The organism is Shewanella sp. c952 (genome assembly GCF_019654975.1).
In the GTDB taxonomy this organism is placed as follows: domain Bacteria; phylum Pseudomonadota; class Gammaproteobacteria; order Enterobacterales; family Shewanellaceae; genus Shewanella.
Window position 1 is genome coordinate 103,479 of record NZ_BPEW01000008.1, and the last position, 21,619, is coordinate 125,097.

Annotated in this window: 19 protein-coding genes; 6 read left to right on the top strand and 13 right to left on the bottom strand. The window is 45.5% G+C overall.

Annotated features, from left to right (window positions below; genetic code table 11):
* Nucleotides 1-3: 3 nt before the first annotated feature.
* From torC to K5R16_RS08220, 10 genes are all read right to left on the bottom strand, one after another.
* Nucleotides 4-1,182: a pentaheme c-type cytochrome TorC gene (gene torC / locus K5R16_RS08175; protein ID WP_220737053.1), complete on the bottom strand. Its 1,179-nt coding sequence runs from the start codon at nt 1,180-1,182 to the stop codon at nt 4-6.
* A gap of 41 nt (nt 1,183-1,223) precedes the next feature.
* Nucleotides 1,224-1,394, bottom strand: a complete 171-nt coding sequence (gene torE, locus K5R16_RS08180; RefSeq protein ID WP_220737054.1) for a trimethylamine N-oxide reductase system protein TorE — start codon at nt 1,392-1,394, stop codon at nt 1,224-1,226.
* Between the two features lie 263 nt (nt 1,395-1,657).
* Nucleotides 1,658-1,984 carry a DUF2956 domain-containing protein gene (locus K5R16_RS08185; RefSeq protein ID WP_220737055.1) on the bottom strand — a complete coding sequence of 109 codons (327 nt, stop codon included), beginning with the start codon at nt 1,982-1,984 and terminating at the stop codon, nt 1,658-1,660.
* 92 nt (nt 1,985-2,076) lie between these two features.
* On the bottom strand, nt 2,077-3,438 hold the full coding sequence (hutW, locus tag K5R16_RS08190) for a heme anaerobic degradation radical SAM methyltransferase ChuW/HutW (RefSeq protein ID WP_220737056.1): 1,362 nt from the start codon (nt 3,436-3,438) through the stop codon (nt 2,077-2,079).
* A gap of 214 nt (nt 3,439-3,652) precedes the next feature.
* On the bottom strand, nt 3,653-4,477 hold the full coding sequence (locus tag K5R16_RS08195; protein ID WP_220737057.1) for a heme ABC transporter ATP-binding protein: 825 nt from the start codon (nt 4,475-4,477) through the stop codon (nt 3,653-3,655).
* A gap of 19 nt (nt 4,478-4,496) precedes the next feature.
* On the bottom strand, nt 4,497-5,513 hold the full coding sequence (locus K5R16_RS08200) for an iron ABC transporter permease (protein WP_220737058.1): 1,017 nt from the start codon (nt 5,511-5,513) through the stop codon (nt 4,497-4,499).
* Between the two features lie 23 nt (nt 5,514-5,536).
* Nucleotides 5,537-6,445 (bottom strand): hemin ABC transporter substrate-binding protein, encoded by a 909-nt coding sequence (locus K5R16_RS08205; protein WP_220737059.1) that lies wholly within the window; start codon nt 6,443-6,445, stop codon nt 5,537-5,539.
* Nucleotides 6,446-6,568: 123 nt separating this feature from the next.
* A complete protein-coding gene (locus K5R16_RS08210) occupies nt 6,569-6,982 on the bottom strand; it encodes a biopolymer transporter ExbD (RefSeq protein WP_220737060.1) in 414 nt (137 codons plus the stop codon).
* Nucleotides 6,982-7,746 carry a MotA/TolQ/ExbB proton channel family protein gene (locus K5R16_RS08215; RefSeq protein WP_374758388.1) on the bottom strand — a complete coding sequence of 255 codons (765 nt, stop codon included), beginning with the start codon at nt 7,744-7,746 and terminating at the stop codon, nt 6,982-6,984. Before K5R16_RS08215 ends, K5R16_RS08210 begins: the two co-directional genes overlap by 1 nt.
* Before the next feature lie 200 nt (nt 7,747-7,946).
* On the bottom strand, nt 7,947-8,687 hold the full coding sequence (locus K5R16_RS08220; RefSeq protein WP_220737061.1) for an energy transducer TonB: 741 nt from the start codon (nt 8,685-8,687) through the stop codon (nt 7,947-7,949).
* Between the two features lie 304 nt (nt 8,688-8,991).
* Between K5R16_RS08220 and K5R16_RS08225 the strand changes: the two genes are divergently transcribed.
* The 6 genes from K5R16_RS08225 to K5R16_RS08250 all read left to right on the top strand — a co-directional run bounded on the left by K5R16_RS08225 (nt 8,992) and on the right by K5R16_RS08250 (nt 16,373).
* Entirely contained in the window at nt 8,992-11,043 is a 2,052-nt protein-coding gene (locus K5R16_RS08225) for a TonB-dependent hemoglobin/transferrin/lactoferrin family receptor (protein WP_220737062.1), read from the top strand.
* A gap of 77 nt (nt 11,044-11,120) precedes the next feature.
* Nucleotides 11,121-11,633, top strand: a complete 513-nt coding sequence (gene hutX / locus K5R16_RS08230; protein ID WP_220737063.1) for a heme utilization cystosolic carrier protein HutX — start codon at nt 11,121-11,123, stop codon at nt 11,631-11,633.
* Between the two features lie 93 nt (nt 11,634-11,726).
* Nucleotides 11,727-12,278, top strand: coding sequence for a heme utilization protein HutZ (gene hutZ, locus K5R16_RS08235; RefSeq protein ID WP_220737064.1), 552 nt, complete (start codon nt 11,727-11,729; stop codon nt 12,276-12,278).
* A 120-nt stretch (nt 12,279-12,398) separates the two neighbouring features.
* Nucleotides 12,399-14,279 (top strand): ABC transporter transmembrane domain-containing protein, encoded by a 1,881-nt coding sequence (locus K5R16_RS08240; RefSeq protein WP_220737066.1) that lies wholly within the window; start codon nt 12,399-12,401, stop codon nt 14,277-14,279.
* Between the two features lie 241 nt (nt 14,280-14,520).
* Entirely contained in the window at nt 14,521-15,033 is a 513-nt protein-coding gene (locus K5R16_RS08245; RefSeq protein WP_220737067.1) for a lipocalin family protein, read from the top strand.
* A 683-nt stretch (nt 15,034-15,716) separates the two neighbouring features.
* Nucleotides 15,717-16,373 carry a hypothetical protein gene (locus K5R16_RS08250; RefSeq protein ID WP_220737069.1) on the top strand — a complete coding sequence of 219 codons (657 nt, stop codon included), beginning with the start codon at nt 15,717-15,719 and terminating at the stop codon, nt 16,371-16,373.
* A 132-nt stretch (nt 16,374-16,505) separates the two neighbouring features.
* Here K5R16_RS08250 and K5R16_RS08255 read toward each other — a convergent pair whose 3' ends face one another.
* From K5R16_RS08255 to K5R16_RS08265, 3 genes are all read right to left on the bottom strand, one after another.
* Nucleotides 16,506-18,104 (bottom strand): AMP-binding protein, encoded by a 1,599-nt coding sequence (locus K5R16_RS08255; RefSeq protein WP_220737071.1) that lies wholly within the window; start codon nt 18,102-18,104, stop codon nt 16,506-16,508.
* 243 nt (nt 18,105-18,347) lie between these two features.
* Nucleotides 18,348-19,781: a cytochrome c oxidase accessory protein CcoG gene (gene ccoG, locus K5R16_RS08260; RefSeq protein WP_259649804.1), complete on the bottom strand. Its 1,434-nt coding sequence runs from the start codon at nt 19,779-19,781 to the stop codon at nt 18,348-18,350.
* 160 nt (nt 19,782-19,941) lie between these two features.
* Nucleotides 19,942-21,399 (bottom strand): sigma-54-dependent Fis family transcriptional regulator, encoded by a 1,458-nt coding sequence (locus K5R16_RS08265; protein ID WP_220737074.1) that lies wholly within the window; start codon nt 21,397-21,399, stop codon nt 19,942-19,944.
* Between the last annotated feature and the right edge of the window lie 220 nt (nt 21,400-21,619).

Genomic DNA, 21,619 nt, shown 5'->3' on the forward strand with positions numbered 1-21,619 from the left:
CTATTAGTGAGCCGACTTATTGAAAGTTGATGAATGCTCTTGCAAGTATTTCTGTACTAATGCTTGGGTATCTTGATCCATGTTGACGAATGCGATCATGCCTTGGAACATTCCTGGCCAAGTGTTGGCGTCAAAGTGCGCTTCATCTGGCTGGGTGTGACACACACTGCAGCTGTCGCTATAGGTGCTGCGAGCATAGTTCCAAAGTGGCTGTAGGTCGCTAAGTAGGTAGTCGGTATCCGTCCAAATAACGGCTTCAACACGCTGCCATTTAAGGCCTGTCATTGGATCTTCTTTCTCTTCGAAAGTTTTAATTACACCCTCTTCGAGCGCCGCATCTTTAGTGAGCTGAGCCGATAGAATGTTCAAACCAAAGTCATAGTAGATCACGCGGCCTGCACCGATTTTCTTTCTCCAGCCGTCGATACCGATTTTGGCGCGATTGCCCTTAAGCTCTAATACTTTCACTTTAGTGGCGATGTTCAAGGTACCGGCTTCAACGTCTGTTTTTTCATTAAAGTAAACAGGCTTGGTCAGTGCCGTAAAGTAGCTTTGGTCAACCTCTAAGCCGTTAACGCCAGAGCCTACTTCTGCAATGAGTTCTGGCGCACGTGCCGTGCCCATATCAGGCAGTTTGTGAGCGATACCTTTGTGGCAATCGATACAGCTTTGATCGAGTTCTGCGGCGCGCTTCATCTGTTTTTGCGCGAGCTTAGACATGCTGTCCCACTTCATTGAGTCGTAGTTATGACAGTTTTTACAAGCTAGAGAGTTATCGCGGTCGAATCGCTTCCATTCTCGGCTGGCCATCTCTAGGCGTTTATCTTCGAATTTTTCAGGGGTATTGACGGTTTGCAGTAACCAGCCCCAAACATCGTGAGAAGCTTCGATTTTACGGCCAATTTTACGGCTCCACTCATGAGGAACGTGGCAGTCAGGGCAGGTTGCGCGCACACCTGAGTGATTTGACCAATGCACTGTTTCTTGTAGCTCTTTATACGGCATGCTTTCCATGCTGTGACAGCTAATGCAAAACGCTTCAGTGTTTGTTGCTTCAAGCGCGGTGTTAAAACCACCCCAAAAGATAACGCCCATTAGAAATGCTGACACGCTAACAGTGCCGAGTGTAAGGTATTGTGCTGGTTTGGTTAGTGTGCGCCAGATGTTAAGTAACCATCTCATAATCGCATCCTCGTAATAAGTTTATAAAGTGAAATAGGGGATTAGTGAGTGACAACGCCGCCAAATGCTTGGATCATCCAAATGATGAAACCATAGCTACTCACAAAGGCGATGCTTAGTGCAGGGAATAATATAAAGATGATGAAGCTCAAAGCCTTAAGCTCATCTTTTTTGCTACTCGTGTTTAATTTATTCGGATTTTGATTTGTCATGACCGTTCAGCTCCAGCTCAATCCTTTCTTTGATGAGGTCATTATAGGGAGATGATGTGAATAGCGATGGGGCTTGCAATGAACAGCTTGAGACAAGTTATGAATAAATATGAACAGAATTAGAGATTGGTAATTAAGCAAGTTGTAGTTTTTAAAGTCAGTGACTTGTATTGATTTTGGCTGGAGGGTGGGCGTAATAACTTGCAGAGGTTATATCAGCCGCCCATAAGCGCTGCAAACAGCGGCTGATATTTAAAGTAGGATTATTTTGTCATAACATGGTAGCTGATAAATCCAATCCAACTTAGGGTCAATAAGCCCCAAGGCAGATAAGGGCTGGCGGCGCGGTCTTCAATATTTTCTTCAATATGCTCAGGCTCTGCAGCTCTCGCTTTAGCGCGAACCTGCTGTTTCTTTTGCTTATCACGTACCCGAGCTTTGCCTTTTTGCTGTTTTTTATATTCAGCAATACCTTTTTCAATACCGAGTGCAATTAGTTTAGTTTGCTCTTTTGTTTGCCCCGGCTTCTGGGTCGATTTTGCCACTTTCATAGCTTCGTTTTTGGTTTCGTCTGAGATCTGCTGTGCCATATTTTATGAATGCTTAGCTAAGAATAGGCTCACTATAACATGAGCCGATTTATCCTTTAGTGACTTATTTTCCCCGCGAGATTAAATCCTGTTTAACTTTTATTTTCAGTCAGAAACTCAAACAGACCAGTTTGCATATTTACATTCCAAAAACGTCCCGCCAACGTCAGTGTTAATGCGTTGCTGCTAAGCTGCGCGAGTCCATGGCTTTGCCATGCTTCAAAGAGCGGCTGTAACTGTTCTACTAGGTGAGTTTCAAGTTGGTTAAATTGCAATTTTCCACTATCTAAGCCGCGCTTAAAAATAGCATCTAGTTTTGCTGATGGGTTAGGGGTAAACATCATTCCTGGTACATTATGAGGCGTCGATAATGATGCGTCATTGCCGATAGTGCAGGCCAGTTGTTGGGCTTGATGCCACTCGGTCAAACTGCGAGCGTTCATCATCGAATGGCCATGAATACTGCCGCCTGCTCCTGCGCCAAAGGGAAGGATCTCAATGCCACTCTTAGCTAACGAGTTATAAACACTGCGCTCACGTGCATCGCGGCGCCAGTGACAGCTGGATAGGCGTTGCCATTGATTCGACTCTAGATACTCTGCACCAAAAGCATACATCTGTGCGCGGGTTTGGCTGTCAGCTTGAAATTCACTGCTATCGGTACCCAGAATTTTACCTTTATCACTGGCACGATCAATACGGGTACCACCTAGGCCTATAAGTTGATAAAGGTCGACTCCATGTACACCGCTGTCTAAGACTGCTTGTAAATCCCGCTGCCAAATTGACAGTGTTTGTCCCGGTAGCCCAAAAATAAGATCGACCACAATGCTGGCGCTGTCGTGTTGGCTTAACGTTGATAGCCGCTGCAGCAGTTGTGCTTTGTCATCAAAGCGGCCAGCGGCACGCCTAACCTCGGTATCAAAGCTCTGCACACCGAATGAAAAGCGATTAAAGCCAGCATCCAATGCGCTATGCCATTTGTCATCATCAAAGCCATTGAGACGACCTTCGAGCGTCACCTCGGCATTATCAACCAGTGGGAAGCGGTTTACCGCAGCACCTAGCATTGCAATTTCTGTAGCTTGTATGTCGGTAGGTGTACCACCACCTATGTATACAGTGTCGAACGGTTGGCTCTGAGCAAAAGGGCTACTAGCGGCAACGCTCAATTGCTGACACAGCTGCTGCATATAATCACTTATTCGCTGTGGGTTAGCGCCATTTTCGAAGAAATTACAAAAACTACAACGTTTACGGCAAAAAGGGATATGAATATACAGGGCTCGCTGTTCACTTTCGCTAGGTTGTTGCCACCATTGTTGCCACTGCTCTGGTGTGACATTAGCTGGGCGGCTGCCACTGCGACCAGCGTGTGGTGCACTCTTTACCTTAAAAGCATGTTGCAGTGGTTCAGGGCTTGAGATCCCCGTCATGGATGGCGTCAGAATCATTACTACTCTCAAATACTATAATTAAAATATATATTTGAATGATAACTATTATCAATTAGTGTTTGGGTGAGATGGATCAAGTTAGCAGCTGTTTGCAATGTAAATATTGAGTCTAATAGGGTGGTATGAGCTATCTCCATCCATGGAAATAGCAAGGCTAAAACGAGGACCAATGCACTCGTCAGTAAGAGTTAGTTGCTTGTCGAGTTGAGAGTTAAAACAGCAGTGGGGTTTGTTGTCCCGGCTCCATCACTACGATGGGATCGTACTTCCACACTTGCCTTATGGTTTCCGGCGTTAAGGCTGCAGCGGGTACACCATCACTAACGACTTTACCTTGCTGCAATATAATCAACCTATCGGCATAACGGGATGCTTGATTAAGATCGTGCAGCACAACCACCACGGCATAGTTACTTTCGTGAGCAAGTGACTTTGCCAGTTTTAAAACCCGGTGTTGCTGCGCTAAATCCAGTGCTGATGTTGGTTCATCTAAAAACAAAATTGCCGGCTTATCCGATTGCGCCAGTTGAGTTAATACTCGTGCTAGCTGTACTCGCTGCTTTTCACCTCCAGAGAGCGTCGGGTAACTGCGATCTTTCAAAGCCGTTAAATCCAATTTATCTAGCTGGTTATCGATGAGTTGCTGACCTTGTAGTTGGGAAAGCGTTAACGGGTATAGCCCCATTTCAACCACTTGGCTGACCTTAAATGGAAACGTTAATGAGGCATGTTGCGGCAAAACAGCAAGAGATTTCGCTAGCTGCTGCCTATCCCAGCTGTCTATGGCTTGTCCGTGAACTTTTATCCGACCAGTTTCCGCTTCAACCTCTTGGCACAAGCTTTTGAGCAGGGTTGATTTCCCAGCGCCATTTGGCCCTAAAAGCGCAGTCACTTCACCTGCATGTAAAGTTAGATTGATGTCGGTAAGCACAGGTTTATGGCCAATGCGCACTGACAGGTGGTTAACTTCTATTACAGTTGCCTGAGAGTCAGATTGCGATAGAGGTTTAGATTGAGAAAACCTTGTTTGCTTCATACTTATATCAACCTCATCTTCATACTAACCTGCTGCGCTGTTTGAGTAATAAAACAATAAAGAAGGGCGCACCGAGCAGAGCTGTCACTAAACCCACTGGCAGCTCTGATGGGGCAACGATAGCGCGAGCGCCGATATCCGCAAGGGCTAATAACGCGGCGCCGAGCATAGCGCTAAGAGGTAATAGTTGCTTATGATCTGGGCCTACCAGCATGCGAACGAGATGCGGCACTACTAGGCCGATAAAGCCAATAATGCCGGTGGCAGCAACTGATATTCCGACGCCGATAGCGCATAGCACAATCAGTCTCAGTTTCAGTTTGTCGACATCTAGCCCTAGATGTCGAGCTTCAGCCTCTCCAAGTAACAATGCATTCAGTGCTTTGGCGCTGCGGTTAAATTGCCAACTGACGAGCGCAAGCGCAATGAGTGTGAGTATGACGTAATGCCACTGGGCTCCCGCTATCGAGCCAAGCTGCCAAAGCGTGAGATCCCTAAGAGCCATGTCGTCAGCCATATAGGTCAGTAACCCAATCCCTGCGCCAGCTAGTGCTGCAACAGCAACTCCCGATAGTAGCAGTAGCACGACTGAAGTCCCCGTTGGACTACTGGCAAGGCGATAGACCACTAATGTGGTGACTAAACCTGCCAAGAAAGCGCTGATTGCAACGGCATATTCACCGCCTTGGGGAAACAGCACGATACAGATAGCGGCGCCGAGCGCAGCGCCAGAGGAGACACCAATAATGCCCGGTTCGGCCAGTGGATTGCGAAATAACCCCTGCATAACAGCGCCACATTGTGCTAACACAGCTCCCACTGCTAAGGCGAGCAGGGTACGTGGTAAGCGCACATTATCAATCACTAACTGCTCATGAGCGGCGACATTTCCAATCTCTATATGTGTTGCCCAATTGATGACGGCACTGAAGCTAGCACTGGGGCTAATTTGCAGTGGGCCTATGCTGACAGACATCAGGCTTGTTACCACCAAAGCGGTCAGTAAACAGGGCCAAAGCCAACGAGTATTTTCCATTTAACGATTCCAGAGTTGCTGATTTAGTAACGCTTAACGCTGATAAAATCGCTAGCTAACTTATCAGCGGCTGCGACTGCACTAATCCCTAAACCACCCAGTAGCGCTTGTGGGTTAAGATTTTGGATCTGTTTGTTTTTTCCCGCAGGAGTATGTGCCAGTAATGGCATGGTTTTTAGCAATGAATCCACCGGGTTGTCAGTTTCTTTGTCTGAACGGTTTGAGATCAAGATTACGTCAGGGTTCAGTGCCAAGATCCCCTCTTGTGAAACACTTTTATAGCCAGAGAACCCCGCAATATTTTTGCCGCCTGCTAAGTTAATTATGATATCTGCAGCGGTGTCATCGCCGCCTACGCGAGCTGGTCTGTCTGGCTGCAGCAGTAGAAACAACACTTTAGGCGCATCGCCTTGATTGGCTATCTGTTGTTTTTTTGCTTCAATATCTACAAATGATTGCTGCAATTTAGACTTAAGCTTTTTTGCTTGGGGCTCTCTTTGTAACAGCTTGCCCATTTGATCTATATTGCTATAAAGCTGAGCTTGGGTGTTGGCACTGGGCAGTTGTACCACGTTAACCTTAGCGGCCGACAATACATCTAACGTTGCTTTAGGTCCCATGGCATCTGAACCCATCACAATGCTAGGATTAAGTGCCAAAATGCCCTCTGCAGATAGCATTCGATGATAACCAAGTTTAGCGATATCTTTAGACTCAGTTGGCAGTTGGCTGGTGGAATCAACGGCAACCAACTCGTTGCCAGCATCGAGTGCAAATACTAATTCCGTCATTCCCGCTCCGGCGCTAACAACGCGTGGGCTGGTGTGCTGATGCTCTCCTTCATGAGCAATAGCGCTGTTGCACAATAGCGCTGATATGCAAAGGCTCGCAGCCATGCGGCTAAAGGGCAGGATAGTCGTTAGATTAAGCATGAAAAACTCCAAAAATTAAACTTGTCATTAAAGCGTGTTCCAATAATTTGGCTCACAGAAATTTGGCTCAGTAACTAAAAGCAACTTGTCTAAGCTGCTGCTTACTTGAGTGCGGTTTATGTATTAAGGCTCCATCAAAATTTGGGTATTGCTGATCTGTTGTCGCTGTAGCAATGCCAGTACATTCATCAAGGGCTGTACAGGGGCATTTTTGTCTGCAGCAACCACCACCTTCACGTCGGGATCAACACTAAAAATATTGATGAATTCGGCTTCAAACTCATCGAAGTTTTGGTAGGTGGTGCCGTTAATCGCCCAATGTGGATCGGCGGTGAGAATGTTTATCGCCACATGTTTATCATGAGTCAGAGCGTTTAAGCTTGAGTCAGCTTCAGTCGGCACATCGACGGGCAAGCTAAGTAGCTGGGTATTGGCGGTTAACAGTAAAAACACCAGTACGATAAAGATGATGTCAATGAGTGGAGTTAGATCTAACCCTTGTAAAGCGCTGTTTTGTTCGCTATCACTTGTGATCATCAGTTAGCTCCATTTGGCACTTGGCAGCTTGCTTCTTTGCAAGTTGCCGCCTTACTGCAGAGCTGCGCAGCAGAATCGCTACCTATACTCAAGGCTTGATCAAAACCCTCTAGCCACAGGTTTAACAGGTTGAGTGCATGGGCGAGTTTATTGCAACGTCTCTCAGCCCAAAGGGTAAACAGGTGGGCTAGGGTAATAGCGGGAACCGCAATAATCAGTCCAGCAGCAGTGGTATTCATCGCAAGGCCAAGGCCTGAAGCCAGTTCCGACGGCGTTACCGGGCCGTCAGAAAGCCCGAGTTGATTAAACATTTCGATTAAACCGAGTACTGTGCCTAATAAGCCAAGTAATGGGGTAATGATACCGATGATCTGCAAGACTTTGAGCCCTGAAAGTAATCGGCTTTTTTGCTTCACGAGCCACAAGTTGACGATCTCTTCGCGCATCTCACGGCTTTGGTCGCTATGGCGTAATAGCAGTGCCGTTCCTTTCGCTAACATGCTGCGGCCTTGACTGATCTCTGCAGTCAATTGCTGACGTTGCTCAGGGGTTGCGCTGCGTGCTTGTTGGCGCAGTTGAGTTAACCAGCCGTCGCGTTTTGGCAGTTCATAAAGCATGAGTGCAAGGCGCTCGAGGATAATCATCAATGCCACAAAAGCACAGATAAAAAGTGGCCATGTAAGGTAGCCTAGTTGCTCTGCAAGTTGCTGGTACAGCGGTTGAGACACAGATTGAGCTGCCGATTGAGATAAAGCTTGAGACATTTAATTTTCCTATACGATAACCATTTATCGCGTCTTGTTAATGGTGTTATTCGCGCCGTCCCTAAAACGCATCTGTTACTTTTTAGCAGCAGCTAAAAGAGTCTAAATTTCTCTCCTAGAGAAACGTCATTGAAATTTAAATCAGTGGTTCTGTTTTTCCGATTTAGCACCGTCTCGAATCTTGGTACTAAATATTGGTCCTAATTGAGTTGAAACTTAACCGGTACACGCACTGTGTAGGCGTATGCGGTTTGCGGCGATGGAGCTGAAAATTGCCACTTTTCAACAGCATTAAGTGCGGCTTTGTCGAGTAATCGGTAACCAGAACTGTCGATTAAGGTCAGTGATAACTGCTCACCTAATTGGTTGAACATTACCTCTATGGTTGCTGTTCCTTGTAGTCCACGCTTGCGGGCTTTTTTAGGGTAATGAGGCTGTGCTGGTGGCGTGGCAAAAGTTGGCTGGTTTAACTGCACAGACTCTTGGCTAACACCTTGTTTAGCACTGACTTGGTTTTGATTGTGGGCTATCTCTGTACGGCTATCGTCTGTAGCTAGCGCTTTGACCGGCTCTGGAGTTTCAGTTTGTTTGGCAACGGCTTCAGCTTTTGGCTTATGACTTGTGGTTGGTTTTTCAGCTGCGGTCGCTACAGTGTTTGGTTTGGTTTCTACAACAGGTTTTAGTTCTGCCGGCGCGGGCTCGACAGCTTTAGCTTTAACGGGTTTTGGCGGCGCAATATCTTTAACGGGCTCTGGTTCAGCAACGTTACTTGCTGGTGCTTGGCTTGCCTGCATGGCAATAGAGAGGTTCACCGCCTGCTGAGTGCCCATTGCTGAGCCTGCGTCTAGTTGCAGACTTGGGGCGGTGTTTTGTGAGGCAAGCACTCCACCTTGGATTAACAAAGTGATGCAACCAAAAGCAAAGTATCGTTTAGGAGTCATGGCCGATTGTCTTGTCTAAAATCATTACTGCTGAATACACCTTAAGAAATACATATGCTTAGTCAAGCTTTACAAAACTTACAATTTACATATTTTACAGAAGGTTATATTCAATAGTTTTATCGAATGACACCAAGATACACAAATCTTAATGAGATCGCAAATGATAATGATTTTCATTTGATCTATGTTTTTTTCTCAGGTAAAGTGCCGAAAATAATAGAACGGGTGTCCGATTCTGCGCAATTAATGGACTAATAAGTTGTTGTCGCTCCCGCCATAAACTTACCTTGAGGATTGAAACATGACCAAGAAGCCACTCGTAATTGCAATGGCATTGGCTTTTAGCTCCAGTGCATACGCAGAACAAACTCAGCAAGTTACCGAATTTGACGAAGTAGTGGTTTCCGCCACTCGTGTCACTGAAAAAGTATCCGAAACGAGCCGTAGCGTAGCTGTAGTGAGCGAAGAACAACTACAAGAGCTTCAACCTGCGTCAGTAGCTCAAGCACTGAAAAATGAAGCAAACGTTAATGTTTCCAATGGTCCAAGAGCTTCATCCCAAGGCGTTGAAATTCGAGGCTTAGGTGGCCAACGTGTTTTACAGACCATTGATGGTGCTCGCCAAAACACTAACTCAGGTCATCGCGGAACCTACTTTATCGATCCTGAATTACTCAGTTCTGTGGAAGTCGTACGTGGCCCTGCAAGTAGCCTTTGGGGCAGTGGAGCGATTGGTGGTGTGGTCGCGCAAAATACTAAGTCAGCTCATGATTTTCTTGAAGATGAAGACACGTTTGGTGGTTACATCAAGCAAGGTTTTGAAAGCAACGGTGATCGCGCTAAAACCAGCGGTGCAATCTATGGTTTGTCCGAAACATCGACAGCAGGTGATATTGATTGGTTACTAAACGGCAGTTATTACGACAGCAATAACATTAAGGTTGGCAACGACCAAACCCTTGAAAATAGTGCCTCTGAAGGTTCGAGTGGTTTGGCTAAATTCGGTTGGGAGCCGACCGACGAACAACGCCTGCAGCTATCAGCAAGGTTTTCTAAAGTCGATGAGTTAGTTCCTAGTAATCCAACCACCGAAGTGGGCAGCTCTGTACCACTGGTGAAGCGCAAAACTAACGATCAAAACGTAACATTAGATTATAGCTTCAACCCGACTGCGAATAAGTTGCTCGATCTCAATGCCACCTTGTACTGGAATGGTACCGACTATGACGAAGACCGTGTTACTAAAAACCAAGTCGACAGCACTGAATATAATACCCTTGGTTTTAGTATCAACAACAGTTCAGAGTTCGCAAACACGGTACTAACATACGGCGTCGATGGTTACCAAGATACGATTAAAACAGTACGTGACGACAGCGGTCAAGCGGGTCAGCGCCCTGATGATATTGATGGTGAAACCGCGGTTTGGGGAGCATTTACTCGTGCCGATGTTAGCCTCTCTGACAACTGGAAAGTCGATGCTGCCGTACGCTACGACGCCTTTAAAAATACCAGTAACAACTTAAACCAAGAATCTGACGACAGTGCGCTTTCTCCATCTGTAGGCTTGGTATGGACGACAACGGATTGGTTAACCTTGAGCGCTCGCTATGACCAAGCTTTCCGTGCACCAAGTATTGAGGAGATGTACTCAACGGGTACTCATTACTGCATCCCGCCGATCCCTGGTTTCTTACCTGGTGGGCTTTGCAATACCTTTGAAATCAACCCAGATCTAAAAGCCGAAAAGGCGCAAAACAAAGAGATTAAAGCGGATCTTCGTTTTAGCGAGCTTGCAGGTAATGACGAATTAGCAATGACGTTAAGTGTGTTTAGAAATGATGTCGATGATTTCATCGAACAGTCAGTATCAGATCCGCTTATGGGTATTCCCGGCTTTGAGCAAACGACCTCTTGGAACAACGTTGATGAAGCCAAGCTAACCGGTTTTGAGTTCAGTACACGTTACCGTTATGAGCAAACGCGAGTGACCTTAAACTACGGTCAAACAGAGGGCAAAGACAAAACGGAAGGTGACTACCTAACCAACGTTCCTGCTAAAAAGTTAGCAATCGACCTGTCGCAAGCCATTATGGAAGGTGACATGAAGCTTGGCACACGTTTTACTTACGTTGCAGAGCAAGATCAGTTACCAGAGGATTATACAAATCAGTATGACTCATACAGCCTTTGGGATGTCTATGTTGCATGGGAACCTGCAATGGGCACATTTGAAGGGCTAAGAGTCGACTTTGCAGTAGAAAATATCGGTGATGAGGAATATCGCCAAGCGTGGCAAACCCTTTATGAACAGGGAAGGAATTTCAAATTGTCAGCGCGCTATAGCTTCTAACTAAGCTAGCCATTAAGGCCAATTCACTTACAACAAGTGACTTGGCCTTTTGTTATTTTTCTTATCGGAGATATTCCATGTCAGCCACAGTAGAAACCATCCGCCAACACCTGATTGATAACCCAAGTGCAATGCCTAGCCAAATAGCGGCAGAACTTAAAGTGTCTGAATTTGAAGTGGTGTCAGCACTACCCTGCGAGCAATTGACGCTGCTGCCTACCTCAGAAAAAGATGCCTTGCTGGCCTCTTTACCTGAATGGGGCAACATGACCACTATTGTGTCAGCGTCAGGAAGCATTTTTGAGTTTAAAGGCGCATTCCCTAAAGGAAAGTATGCTCACGGTTATTACAACCTCATCACCAAAGGTGATGGCCTGCATGGTCACTTAAAGCTAGATGATATTAGCGCCATAGCCTTAATCAGCAAGCCGTTTCGCGGTACAGAAAGTCACTCAATTAACTTTTTTGGGCCTGCTGGTGAAGTGGTATTTAAAGTGTATTTAGGTCGCGACAAAAAACGAGTATTACTGCCAGAGCAAGTGACTCGCTTTAATGCATTAAAAGCTGAGTTACAAACCACTACAGCATAACGCAATATACAAGACTTTTAGCCGAACAAACCTAATAGCCACTGCTCGAAAAGCTGAAGTATTGGTTACAAATTAAAATAAGAGAATAGTGCAATGACGACTGAAAAAGAGCAAAGATTACGAGACAAACTACTGCCAGAGATTGAAGAGTTTAAGCATGCTCGTTCAACCCTGCAGCTTGCAACACAAGACGCGAGTGGTATTCCAAACGCAAGTTACGCACCATTTGCATTGGCCGATGATGGCTTTTACATTTTAGTCAGTGAGCTTGCTCGTCATGGTACGAATCTAAAAGCCTCAAACATCTTGTCGGTGATGCTTGTTGAAGACGAAAATGAAGCCAAAAGTGTTTTCGCCCGCAAGCGCTTAACCTTTGATGCTACTGCTGAACTGGTCGATCGTGATAGCGACACTTTTACAAAAGGGGTGGCGGCACTCTCTGGCCGTTTTGGTGAGATGATTGATAACCTCGCTGGCCTAACAGACTTCAACCTATTTAAGCTCAATCCCCATCAAGGGCTCTATGTCAAAGGCTTTGGTCAGGCATTTAGCCTATCTGGTACTGAGTTGCTTGATGTGGATTGGAAGCGCGACGGCCATCACGGCAGCCCCAAAGCGGAGCTTGCTGACACGACAGCATCTTAATTGTAAAAATGTAGCAGCTTAAATAAATCTAGCTGTTTGCACTCTTTCACATAATCATTACCCGCTACTTAGCGGGTTTTGTTATTCTACTCTCGTTCACATCTAACTTAGGACACTGCCTTGAGCCAACAAGCATCTTCTGTCTCAACTGGAACATCCGAGACTAATGCGCCTAATAAGACGCCGCTAGAAACTGCCAGCCTAACCCCACCGGTTAGTCTCCGCGCGGTTTTGCCATGGATTGGTGCTTTTTTAAAACCTTACCGCGCTAAAGTTATTGCGGCGATTATCTTCTTGTTTATCGGCTCTTTAGCTTGGCTTTCACTCGGACAAGGTGTCCGTTTGATGGTTGACGAAGGCTTTTTACAAGACAATGGATCGCGTCTTAACGAAATTATTTTATTGGTGGTCGCAATAACGGCCTTGAGTAGCAGCGCGATATTTTGCCGCTTTTATCTGATGACCTGGCTAGGCGAGCGTGTAAGCGCCGATATTCGGCTTAAAGTTTATGACCACCTATTAAAGTTATCGCCGGGATTCTACGCCAAGCTCAGAACCGGTGAAGTGATCTCCCGTTTTACTGCCGACTCCACATTGCTGCAATCAGTGGTCGGACAAAGTTTATCTATGGCACTGCGCGCCAGTGTGACCGTGATTGGTGGCATCGTTATGATGGCTATCACCAGTCTTAAGATGACAGGCTTAGTGCTATTGGCGGTTCCTATGGTGCTGGGGCCAATCTTCTTTTTTGGCCGTAAGGTGCGTGACTTGTCCCGCAAAAGCCAAGACAAAGTAGGCGACTTGGGCGCTTATGTCGATGAAACCTTACATGAAATCCATACCGTTCAATCCTACTCCCATGAAGATAGAGACCGTGCGTTATTTGGTGAGCGTGTCGAGTCTGTCATGGATGCAGCCAAAGGGCGTATCAAGTATCGCTCTATTCTTATCTCGTTGGTGATGTTCTTAAGTATTCTAGCCATTGCGCTGGTGACTTGGGTGGGCGCCCATGATGTGATGAATGGCAGTATCACCGGTGGTGAATTATCCGCCTTTATGTTTTATGCGGTGATGGTCGCGGGGTCAGTGGCAACGATCAGTGAAGTGATTGGCGAGATACAGCGAGCTGCAGGTGCGACAGAGAGATTGATTGAACTGGTTGAAACACCGATAGATATTCCTACTGTGGCTGAGCCATTGTCTTTGCCTGGGGTGGTAAAAGGTGAACTCGCGTTAAAACAGGTGCGGTTTGCTTACAGTAATATCCGTGAGGGTGGCATAGAAGAGCAGGGCGAAGATGAAGTCATCCGTGGACTTAATATTCACATTAAACCGGCTGAGCGAGTTGCCCTCGTCGGTGCCAGCGGCGCAGGCAAGAGTACATTATTTGAATTACTGCAGCGCTTTTACGTGCTTAACAGCGGTAGCATTGAGCTTGACGGCGTTGATATCTCAAAGCTATGTCCGCAAACCCTCAGACAGCAATATGCATTAGTGCCGCAAGAGTCGGTTATTTTTGCAACCAGTGTGCTCGAAAATGTGCGATACGGGCGACTGGACGCGAGTGAGGCGGAGGTAAAGCAAGCTTGCATTGCTGCCAGAGCCGATGAGTTTATTACTGAATTTAGTGATGGTTACAACACCTACCTTGGTGAGCGCGGTGTGCGTTTATCTGGCGGGCAAAAGCAACGAATAGCCATTGCGCGAGCCATATTAGCGGATAGGCCAATTTTATTGCTCGATGAAGCAACTAGCGCACTTGATGCCATTAGTGAGCAAAAGGTAAAGCAAGCGCTTGATAGCTTAATGGTTAACAAAACAACGTTAATCATTGCCCATCGTCTATCAACGGTTATAAATGCCGACCGGATCTTGGTGCTGGATAAAGGCCAGCTGGTCGCCAGTGGCACCCACAATGAATTAATGCAAAGCAGTGAGCTGTATCGTGAATTTGCCAGTTTACAGCTATTGACTGAAGACGTTACCGCCGCAACGAGTTAACCGTGTCATAGTGTGGATTAAAAAGGGCGAGTTAATTCGCCCTTTTTTATATTGAGAGTTAGCGGGTTAGATTGTTAACGTGAAGATTGCTTGGACGATAAGATAGAAACGTAGCTAGAAAGCCAAGTCGCAGGTTAGCATTAAACATATTAAGATAAATTTGCGGCCATAGTGAACTATATTCTGGTCGTTAACGTACTGAATCAATGTTGTTTACTATCACTCTCTTGAGGGCTTATCTATGCGATTTTACTTAGTGTTATCGATGTTGTTTTTGTCAGCTTGTACTAGCCTACCAAAAGGCATAGAGCCGGTTGATGATTTTGAGCTACCTAAGTATCTCGGCACTTGGTATGAGATCGCAAGACTCGACCATAGTTTTGAGCGCGGCATGACTCAAGTGACGGCTAATTACGAGATGCGTGAAGATGGCGGTGTTAAGGTGACTAATCGCGGTTTTAAAACCGACGAGCAAGTGTGGGATAGCGCCGATGGCAAAGCGTTCTTTGTTGATGAGACTAACATTGGTCATTTAAAGGTGTCATTTTTTGGACCATTTTACGGCTCTTATGTGGTGTATGAATTGGATAAAGAGGGCTATCAGTACGCTTTTATCACCAGTTACAACCGCGATTACCTGTGGTTTTTATCTAGAACGCCAGAGGTAACTGAGGAACTTAAACAGCAGTTTATCGAGCAGGCTAAGCAGTTAGGTTTTGCTATGGATGAGATTATTTGGGTCAAACAATCTTAGGTATTACTGCTAGCGGCGTATAATTTCAGTAATCAAACTTCGTTTAATTCAAGTCGTGGTGCTTCGCCCATTCTCGTAATCAAGAGTCGAGCCAAGGGGCAAAGCGCTTGTGCCCCTTTTGCCTCATTGTTATAAAAGAAGCCCCCAGCGCCTTGGCGAAGCTGTTTTCCTTGTTCTTATCCGAAGTAGCCTAACACTTCCGATGAAATATCTGATAGGCAGGACATCTGAATGTCTTGAAGTGCATGGATGCACCGGAAAGACCGTGTGGGCTTGCCGCTTATTTCTTCAATGCACTTCGGCAACTCCGGTGGGGGAGTTAGTGTTGTTGGTTGGCAAAGGGGTGGGGGTTTAGTTCGGCATTTTTAAATTGAAAACCTTTATGCTGAATGATTACGCTTCTCGAAAGCAGTGTAGATATGGCTGATGCTTTTGGTTTCAGGAGGGAAATCGTAGTGGTTAAGCAAATTGATGGTTTACCCTAATTATTTAGTCCTCTTTTTCTCCGGTTGAGATTATGGGGGCTGGCTGCAACATGAGAAATAAGCCTTTACTGCAATTACTTAGTGGTGCTAGGTTTGAGCTTGCTCAATAAGCAGCTTATGCCTTTGCAGGCAGCAGAGCGCATAACTATAAAGAGGTTTTATTTTTACTCTAGTTGTCGACAAGGAAGTTAATATCAAATGAAGTTCACTATTATAGTTTTTTTAGTTTTACTGTCTCTACCTGCATTTGCAGGTAAATACTCTGGCTGTGAAGATCCACAGTACAAAGCTTATGTAGCCAAAAGATTAGCGTTCTATGAAAAACTCGATAAAGAACGTTATGACAAGGCGTTGAATAAACTAGATGATAGTCCATTTGAAAGTATGGGGGGGTCAGAAAAAAGCCTCTTTTTAAATTCGAACATTGTTCTCAGTGCAAGATTTGATTCTAAAGACGTTGCATTAAAAAACATCAATAGAATTGAATTGGTTCGGGAGGATATGCCTTTTTATGCTAAGTCAGGTGATATTCCACACTTAGTTAATATTGCACGAGGTTGGATGGCATTGAATGAAGGTGATGAAAAAGCAGCAATTGATTATTTACTCGATTCAACTAATACAACAGGATCACCCGTATTAGGTAGTTTCGGTCCTGATAAGACTTTAATCAGGGTTTTATATCAGCAAGGTCACAATGATGCAGTTCTAGAATACTTGAAGTCTTCGGAATCATTCTGGAATACCGAAAGTGCTAAAACCTACATTGAAGTTTGGCGTAAAATGATAAAAAATAATTGTGCTATTCAGTTTCAATTCTATGACACGACTTCGATAAAAGAGCTGGGGTTGTAGTCGCTTAAAAATAAAGATAGGTCGTACGGCTGATTAAAGAGATGGCAGCTGTAAAGTTGAAAGGCAATTATACGAAAAAGGGAGCCATAGGCTCCCTTTATTTTTTACTCAAAAACTTAACTCAAATCTAACTTACTTACGCAGTTCTCTGCGCAGGATCTTCCCAACGGTTGATTTTGGGAGGGCGTCGACAAAGGTGATGTGCTTAGGCACTTTGTAAGCGGTAAGTTGCTCGCGGCAATAGCTGTCGATGGTTGTCTTGGCTTGCTCGTGATCCATATTGCTGTCACTGAGTACGATTACTGCTTTTACCGCTTCGCCGCTGCGCTCATCTTCGACACCGATGACGGCGCATTCAAGCACCGCTTCATGGTTTGATAGCACATCTTCAACTTCATTAGGGTAAACGTTAAAGCCTGAGACGATGATCATATCCTTTTTTCGGTCGACAATTTTGTGGTAACCGTCATCTGTAGCTAAGGCAATATCGCCGGTTTTAAAGTAGCCGTCGCTGGTCATCACCTTGGCGGTCTCATCAGGATTATTCCAGTAACCTAACATCACTTGCGGGCCAAAGACTGCTAGTTCGCCAGTTTCGCCATTGGGTACTTCTTTATCATCCATATCTAAGATTTTTACGTGAGTGCCAAGTACGGGTTTACCTATAGTACCTAGTTGCTCAAGCCCTGGGGCATTGAGTGAAACTACCGGTGATGTTTCCGATAAGCCGTAACCTTCTGAGATGGTGCAACCTGTAGTTTGTTGCCAAATGTTGGCTGCGGCTTGGGTGAGTGCTGTGCCGCCAGAGATGGTGACTTTTAGGTGACTAAAATCCAATGCCTTAAACTCAGGTTGATGGCAGAGACCGACAAATAAGGTGTTGAGACCCGCAAAACCAGTGAATGGATACTGCGCTAGGGCTTTAATAAGTCCTGAAATATCACGCGGATTTGGAATAAGTACTGAGCAACCACCGCGTTCATAATAGAGCACCAAATTAACCATAAAGGCGTAGATGTGATACACAGGGAGCGGCGCGACAAATATCTCTTCCCCTTCTACTAAACGATCGCCTAAGCGGGACTTTATCTGCATTGCATTGGCAAGTAGATTGCCATGAGTCAGCATTGCGCCTTTGGATAGACCCGTGGTGCCACCTGTATATTGCAGCGCGGCGATTTGCCCTGGAACACTAATCACTGGCGCGTAGCTGAGATTTTCGCCTGCCGCAAGCACGTCACAAAAGGATACGGTTGCAAATGGCACTTCAGGTTGTGGCTGTGGTGCAATTAAGTCCATCGCATGGGTTGAGATAACCGTTTCTATGCCAGTGTTAGCGACCACTTCGGTAAGCGTTGGCAGCAAGTCTGATAACACTACTAGGGCTTTAGCACCTGAGTCATTGAACTGGTGGATAAGCTCGCGCTGGGTGTAGAGTGGGTTAGTGTTCACTAACACCATGCCAGCCTTGATAGCACCGTAAGCGGCAATTACAAACTGGGTAATGTTAGGCAGTTGAATCGCGACTCTATCGCCTTGCACTAGATTAGTCTCTTGCTGCAGATAAGCGGCAAATTGACGCGAGTAGCGGTTAATTTCGTTGAAGGTTGTCTCTTGGCCTAAGCAGGAGTATGCGGCTTTATCACCGTATCTAGCACTAGCAAGCTCTATCAGATCGTTAAGCGATGCGTAGCGTGAAAGGTCTAGTGTTGAGTCTGAATCATATGCCATCGAGAAACCTTAGCTAATTATTATGGATTAGTAAAAATCAAACAGGTGTTTAGATTAGTGCGATTAACACCATAAGGTCAATGGTGGATCTTGAAATAAATTGTTTCATGCATCTGAGTATGGCGGTGAGCTATCACTTTGTCATGGTTAGACTTTTTACTCTATTTGGGCGCTAGCTCGATAAAAGAAGAAAGGCAAAGCTAATAACGCTTTGCCTTTCACTACTCGCTCAAGCGGTTGAGGCTAGATCGGGCTAAAGAAACTGGAGTTTTGCGTTACCTGGCTATGGCTGTGCTGCTCGGCGACCACAAAGGTAATTTCACTGCGGCTTTTATCAAGCGCGTTGAGATTGGCTGACACGGTAACTGGGTAGTCCAGCTGCTCGCCAGCCTCAATTAATACTCGTGATTTTCCTGCGAGTTGGTAGCTGCTATTACCCGATACGTATATTTGATAATGACGCGCCTGTTGAGTTTTGTTGCGGATTTTTAAGGTAAAACTGTTCTCGATAGCATCGGTGAGCGTTTCACGGTAAAGGGTTTGTCTATCACGAATAACATTTAGCTCAATGGCTGAGCGGTTACTGATGTCAAACCCAATCACAGTCAGCATGATCAATGCGGCGATACCATAGCCTAGGAATTTGTAGGACTCGTAAAAAGGCACGGCTTTATCGACTAGCTCATTTTCGCTGGCATAGCTGATGAGATCAGGTTTATAACCGAACTTCTCCATGGTTTGATTACACGCATCGACGCAAGCACCACAGTTAATACATTCGTACTGTAGGCCATTACGAATATCAATGCCGGTAGGGCAAACATCCACACACAGGTTACAGTCTACACAGTCGCCTAAGTCCGTTTGTTGTTTACGTTTACGTGGGCCACGGCTTTCGCCACGAGCGGCATCATAGGTGACGGTCTTGGTATTTGCGTCAAACATCACAGACTGAAAGCGGGCGTAAGGGCAGCAGTGTAGGCACATCTGCTCGCGCATCCAGCCCGCATTTAAGTAAGTACAAATTGCAAAGAACCATACCCAGGTGGCGATCCAAAAACTGGCGTCGAAAGTCAAAATGTCTAAATACAACTCTCGAGCAGGAATAAAGTAAGCGATAAAGCCACAGCCGGTAAGTAGAGCAATTGCACCCCAAGCTAAGTGTTTGCTGATGCGCTTGCTCGCCTTTTGTAAGCTCATTGGTGCTTTGTCTAGGGCCGAACGTTTGTTGCTACTGCCCTCTATACGCTCTTCAACCCAAACGAACATAAATGTCCAAGCGGTTTGTGGACATAGGTAACCACACCAGACTCTGCCCCAAAATACCGTCGCAAAAAACAGTAAGAAAGCGGCTGCAATAAATACCCAAGCGAGAATAGTAAAGTCTTGCGGCCATAAAGTGGTGCCAAAGAAGATAAACTGCTGCTCACTAATATTGAACAAGATAGCTTGCCTGCCTTGATAGGAGATAAAGGGCAGTAGGAAAAATAGCGCCACTAGAAGGCTATTCATTCCAGTTCTAATACGTTGAAAGTATCCCTTTTGCTGGCGGATATGAATTTTGCCACTGGTTTGGCTGTCGATCTGCTTAATAGGAATACGCTGACTTGTTAGTGGGCTGCTCTTAGCCACGTTGCTGTTCTCTACTGCACTGCTGTTACTATTGCTATTTAACATTGGCTTCTCTATAGACACTGACATTGTTCACTCAGGATCTATATAGCAAGCATTAGGCCATGTGTTAAGTTATTGATTAATGGTGGTTTAGTTCCTTTTTTTATCTGTTTTTGTCACGATATATCGATAAGTGACGATATATCGTGAGATTTCGGGGCGATTAAATTGGACGGCTAATACCCAACTTGCTCATTCGAGATCGTAAAGTGCTGGGTGGCATACCGAGTATTGCCGCCGCGCCAGTTGCACCAGAGATCCGCCATTGATTCTGCTTTAATATCTTTAATATGTGGGCTTTTTCTATTTCAGCTAATGTTTGCTTAGCCCCTGTGCTGCTTGAAGTTTGCGTTTGTGATTCAGCGGCTAACTGGCCAAACTCTAGCACGGGTCTATGTGACAGAATCATTTCCCTTTCAAGTACATTTTGCAGTTCACGTACATTGCCAGGCCAGCTGTGTTTAATGAGCTTTTGCATACCGCGTTGGCTCACTTTGCTGATCTTTTTACCGAGCTTTTTGTTCAGTTCTTGAATTAAGTGACTGACAAGTTCAGGAATATCAGACAATCGATTACGCAGTGGCGGTACGATGATTGGGAAGACATTGAGGCGGTAGTAAAGATCCATTCTAAATAATCCCTGTTCGACCCGTTTGAGTAGGTCATGGTGAGTAGCAGTAATCAATCTGATATCCACCTTTATCGTTTGGCTGCTACCTACTCGCTCGAACTCCTGCTCTTGAATAACGCGCAGTAACTTTGACTGGGCTTCAAGGGTTAGCTCTGCCACTTCATCGAGAAACAGGGTGCCATTGTTAGCCAGTTCAAATCGTCCCTTGCGGCGGCTTGTAGCCCCAGTATAAGCGCCTTTTTCATGGCCAAACAGTTCACTCTCTAGCAGTGCTGCTGAGAATGCAGCGCAGTTAACACTCACTAATGGTTTGTCGGCGCGGTTACTTAAACGGTGTAGGTTACGCGCTACCAACTCTTTACCTGTGCCGTTTTCGCCGCTAATGAGCACGGTACTCTCTGTGTTTGCTACCAGTTTTATCTGTTGGATAAGTTGCATTATTTGCGGGCTACTACCAGAGATCCCCACATCTCCAGTTCTATCTGCAAGCTCAAGTTGCAGGTACTGGTTCTCGAAAGATAACTTTTCTGACAACGCTTGAACCTGCTCTAATGCTTGGCGCAAAGAGTGTTCCGTTTGCTTTTGAATGCTGATGTCACGAAATATCGCGACTACACCCATCATTACACCATCTTTATAGACAGCGGTTGAGGTGTAATGCACTGGAAAACTTGAGCCATCTTTACGCCAGAATACTTCGTGGCTTATTTCGCGGGCAACACCATCTTTAAGCGTGCTGTAGATGGGACAGTCTTCTTTGGGGTAGTGGCTGCCATCGTTGTGACTGTGGTGATGGCAGTCATGAATATTTTTTCCCAATAGCTCTTGAGTTTGCCATCCCGTCATTTTTTCTGCGGCAGGGTTGATAAATACCGCATTGCCCTCGAGATCAAAACCATAGATCCCTTCACTGACTGCATTGAGTATCAATTGGTTTTCTGGAAGAAAGTCTGCGTGCGAGGTTTTTTGTTGCAGATTGATAGCTGTCATGGGCTTCCTGTCGCGATATAAGGTGTAAACATTCACTAAGTATACGCTAAGTAATCTGATCACGATATTGCGTGATCATTGCAGTGATTTATATTCTGATTCTATCAATTAGGTGGTTAGAGCCGATTTAAAAAAGCACGTTGAATTTTATTAACGTCAACCCTCTGAAACTATTGTAAAAGTTTTATTTTTTTGATTTCTCCTAGCAGCTGTGACTAAT

Coding starts and splice junctions, on each gene's coding strand:
- torC (WP_220737053.1), bottom strand. CDS start 1,182: ATGAGATGGTTACTTAACATCTGGCGCACACTAACCAAACCAGCACAA.
- torE (WP_220737054.1), bottom strand. CDS start 1,394: ATGACAAATCAAAATCCGAATAAATTAAACACGAGTAGCAAAAAAGAT.
- K5R16_RS08185 (WP_220737055.1), bottom strand. CDS start 1,984: ATGGCACAGCAGATCTCAGACGAAACCAAAAACGAAGCTATGAAAGTG.
- hutW (WP_220737056.1), bottom strand. CDS start 3,438: ATGATTCTGACGCCATCCATGACGGGGATCTCAAGCCCTGAACCACTG.
- K5R16_RS08195 (WP_220737057.1), bottom strand. CDS start 4,477: ATGAAGCAAACAAGGTTTTCTCAATCTAAACCTCTATCGCAATCTGAC.
- K5R16_RS08200 (WP_220737058.1), bottom strand. CDS start 5,513: ATGGAAAATACTCGTTGGCTTTGGCCCTGTTTACTGACCGCTTTGGTG.
- K5R16_RS08205 (WP_220737059.1), bottom strand. CDS start 6,445: ATGCTTAATCTAACGACTATCCTGCCCTTTAGCCGCATGGCTGCGAGC.
- K5R16_RS08210 (WP_220737060.1), bottom strand. CDS start 6,982: ATGATCACAAGTGATAGCGAACAAAACAGCGCTTTACAAGGGTTAGAT.
- K5R16_RS08215 (WP_374758388.1), bottom strand. CDS start 7,746: ATGTCTCAAGCTTTATCTCAATCGGCAGCTCAATCTGTGTCTCAACCG.
- K5R16_RS08220 (WP_220737061.1), bottom strand. CDS start 8,687: ATGACTCCTAAACGATACTTTGCTTTTGGTTGCATCACTTTGTTAATC.
- K5R16_RS08225 (WP_220737062.1), top strand. CDS start 8,992: ATGACCAAGAAGCCACTCGTAATTGCAATGGCATTGGCTTTTAGCTCC.
- hutX (WP_220737063.1), top strand. CDS start 11,121: ATGTCAGCCACAGTAGAAACCATCCGCCAACACCTGATTGATAACCCA.
- hutZ (WP_220737064.1), top strand. CDS start 11,727: ATGACGACTGAAAAAGAGCAAAGATTACGAGACAAACTACTGCCAGAG.
- K5R16_RS08245 (WP_220737067.1), top strand. CDS start 14,521: ATGCGATTTTACTTAGTGTTATCGATGTTGTTTTTGTCAGCTTGTACT.
- K5R16_RS08250 (WP_220737069.1), top strand. CDS start 15,717: ATGAAGTTCACTATTATAGTTTTTTTAGTTTTACTGTCTCTACCTGCA.
- K5R16_RS08255 (WP_220737071.1), bottom strand. CDS start 18,104: ATGGCATATGATTCAGACTCAACACTAGACCTTTCACGCTACGCATCG.
- ccoG (WP_259649804.1), bottom strand. CDS start 19,781: ATGTTAAATAGCAATAGTAACAGCAGTGCAGTAGAGAACAGCAACGTG.
- K5R16_RS08265 (WP_220737074.1), bottom strand. CDS start 21,399: ATGACAGCTATCAATCTGCAACAAAAAACCTCGCACGCAGACTTTCTT.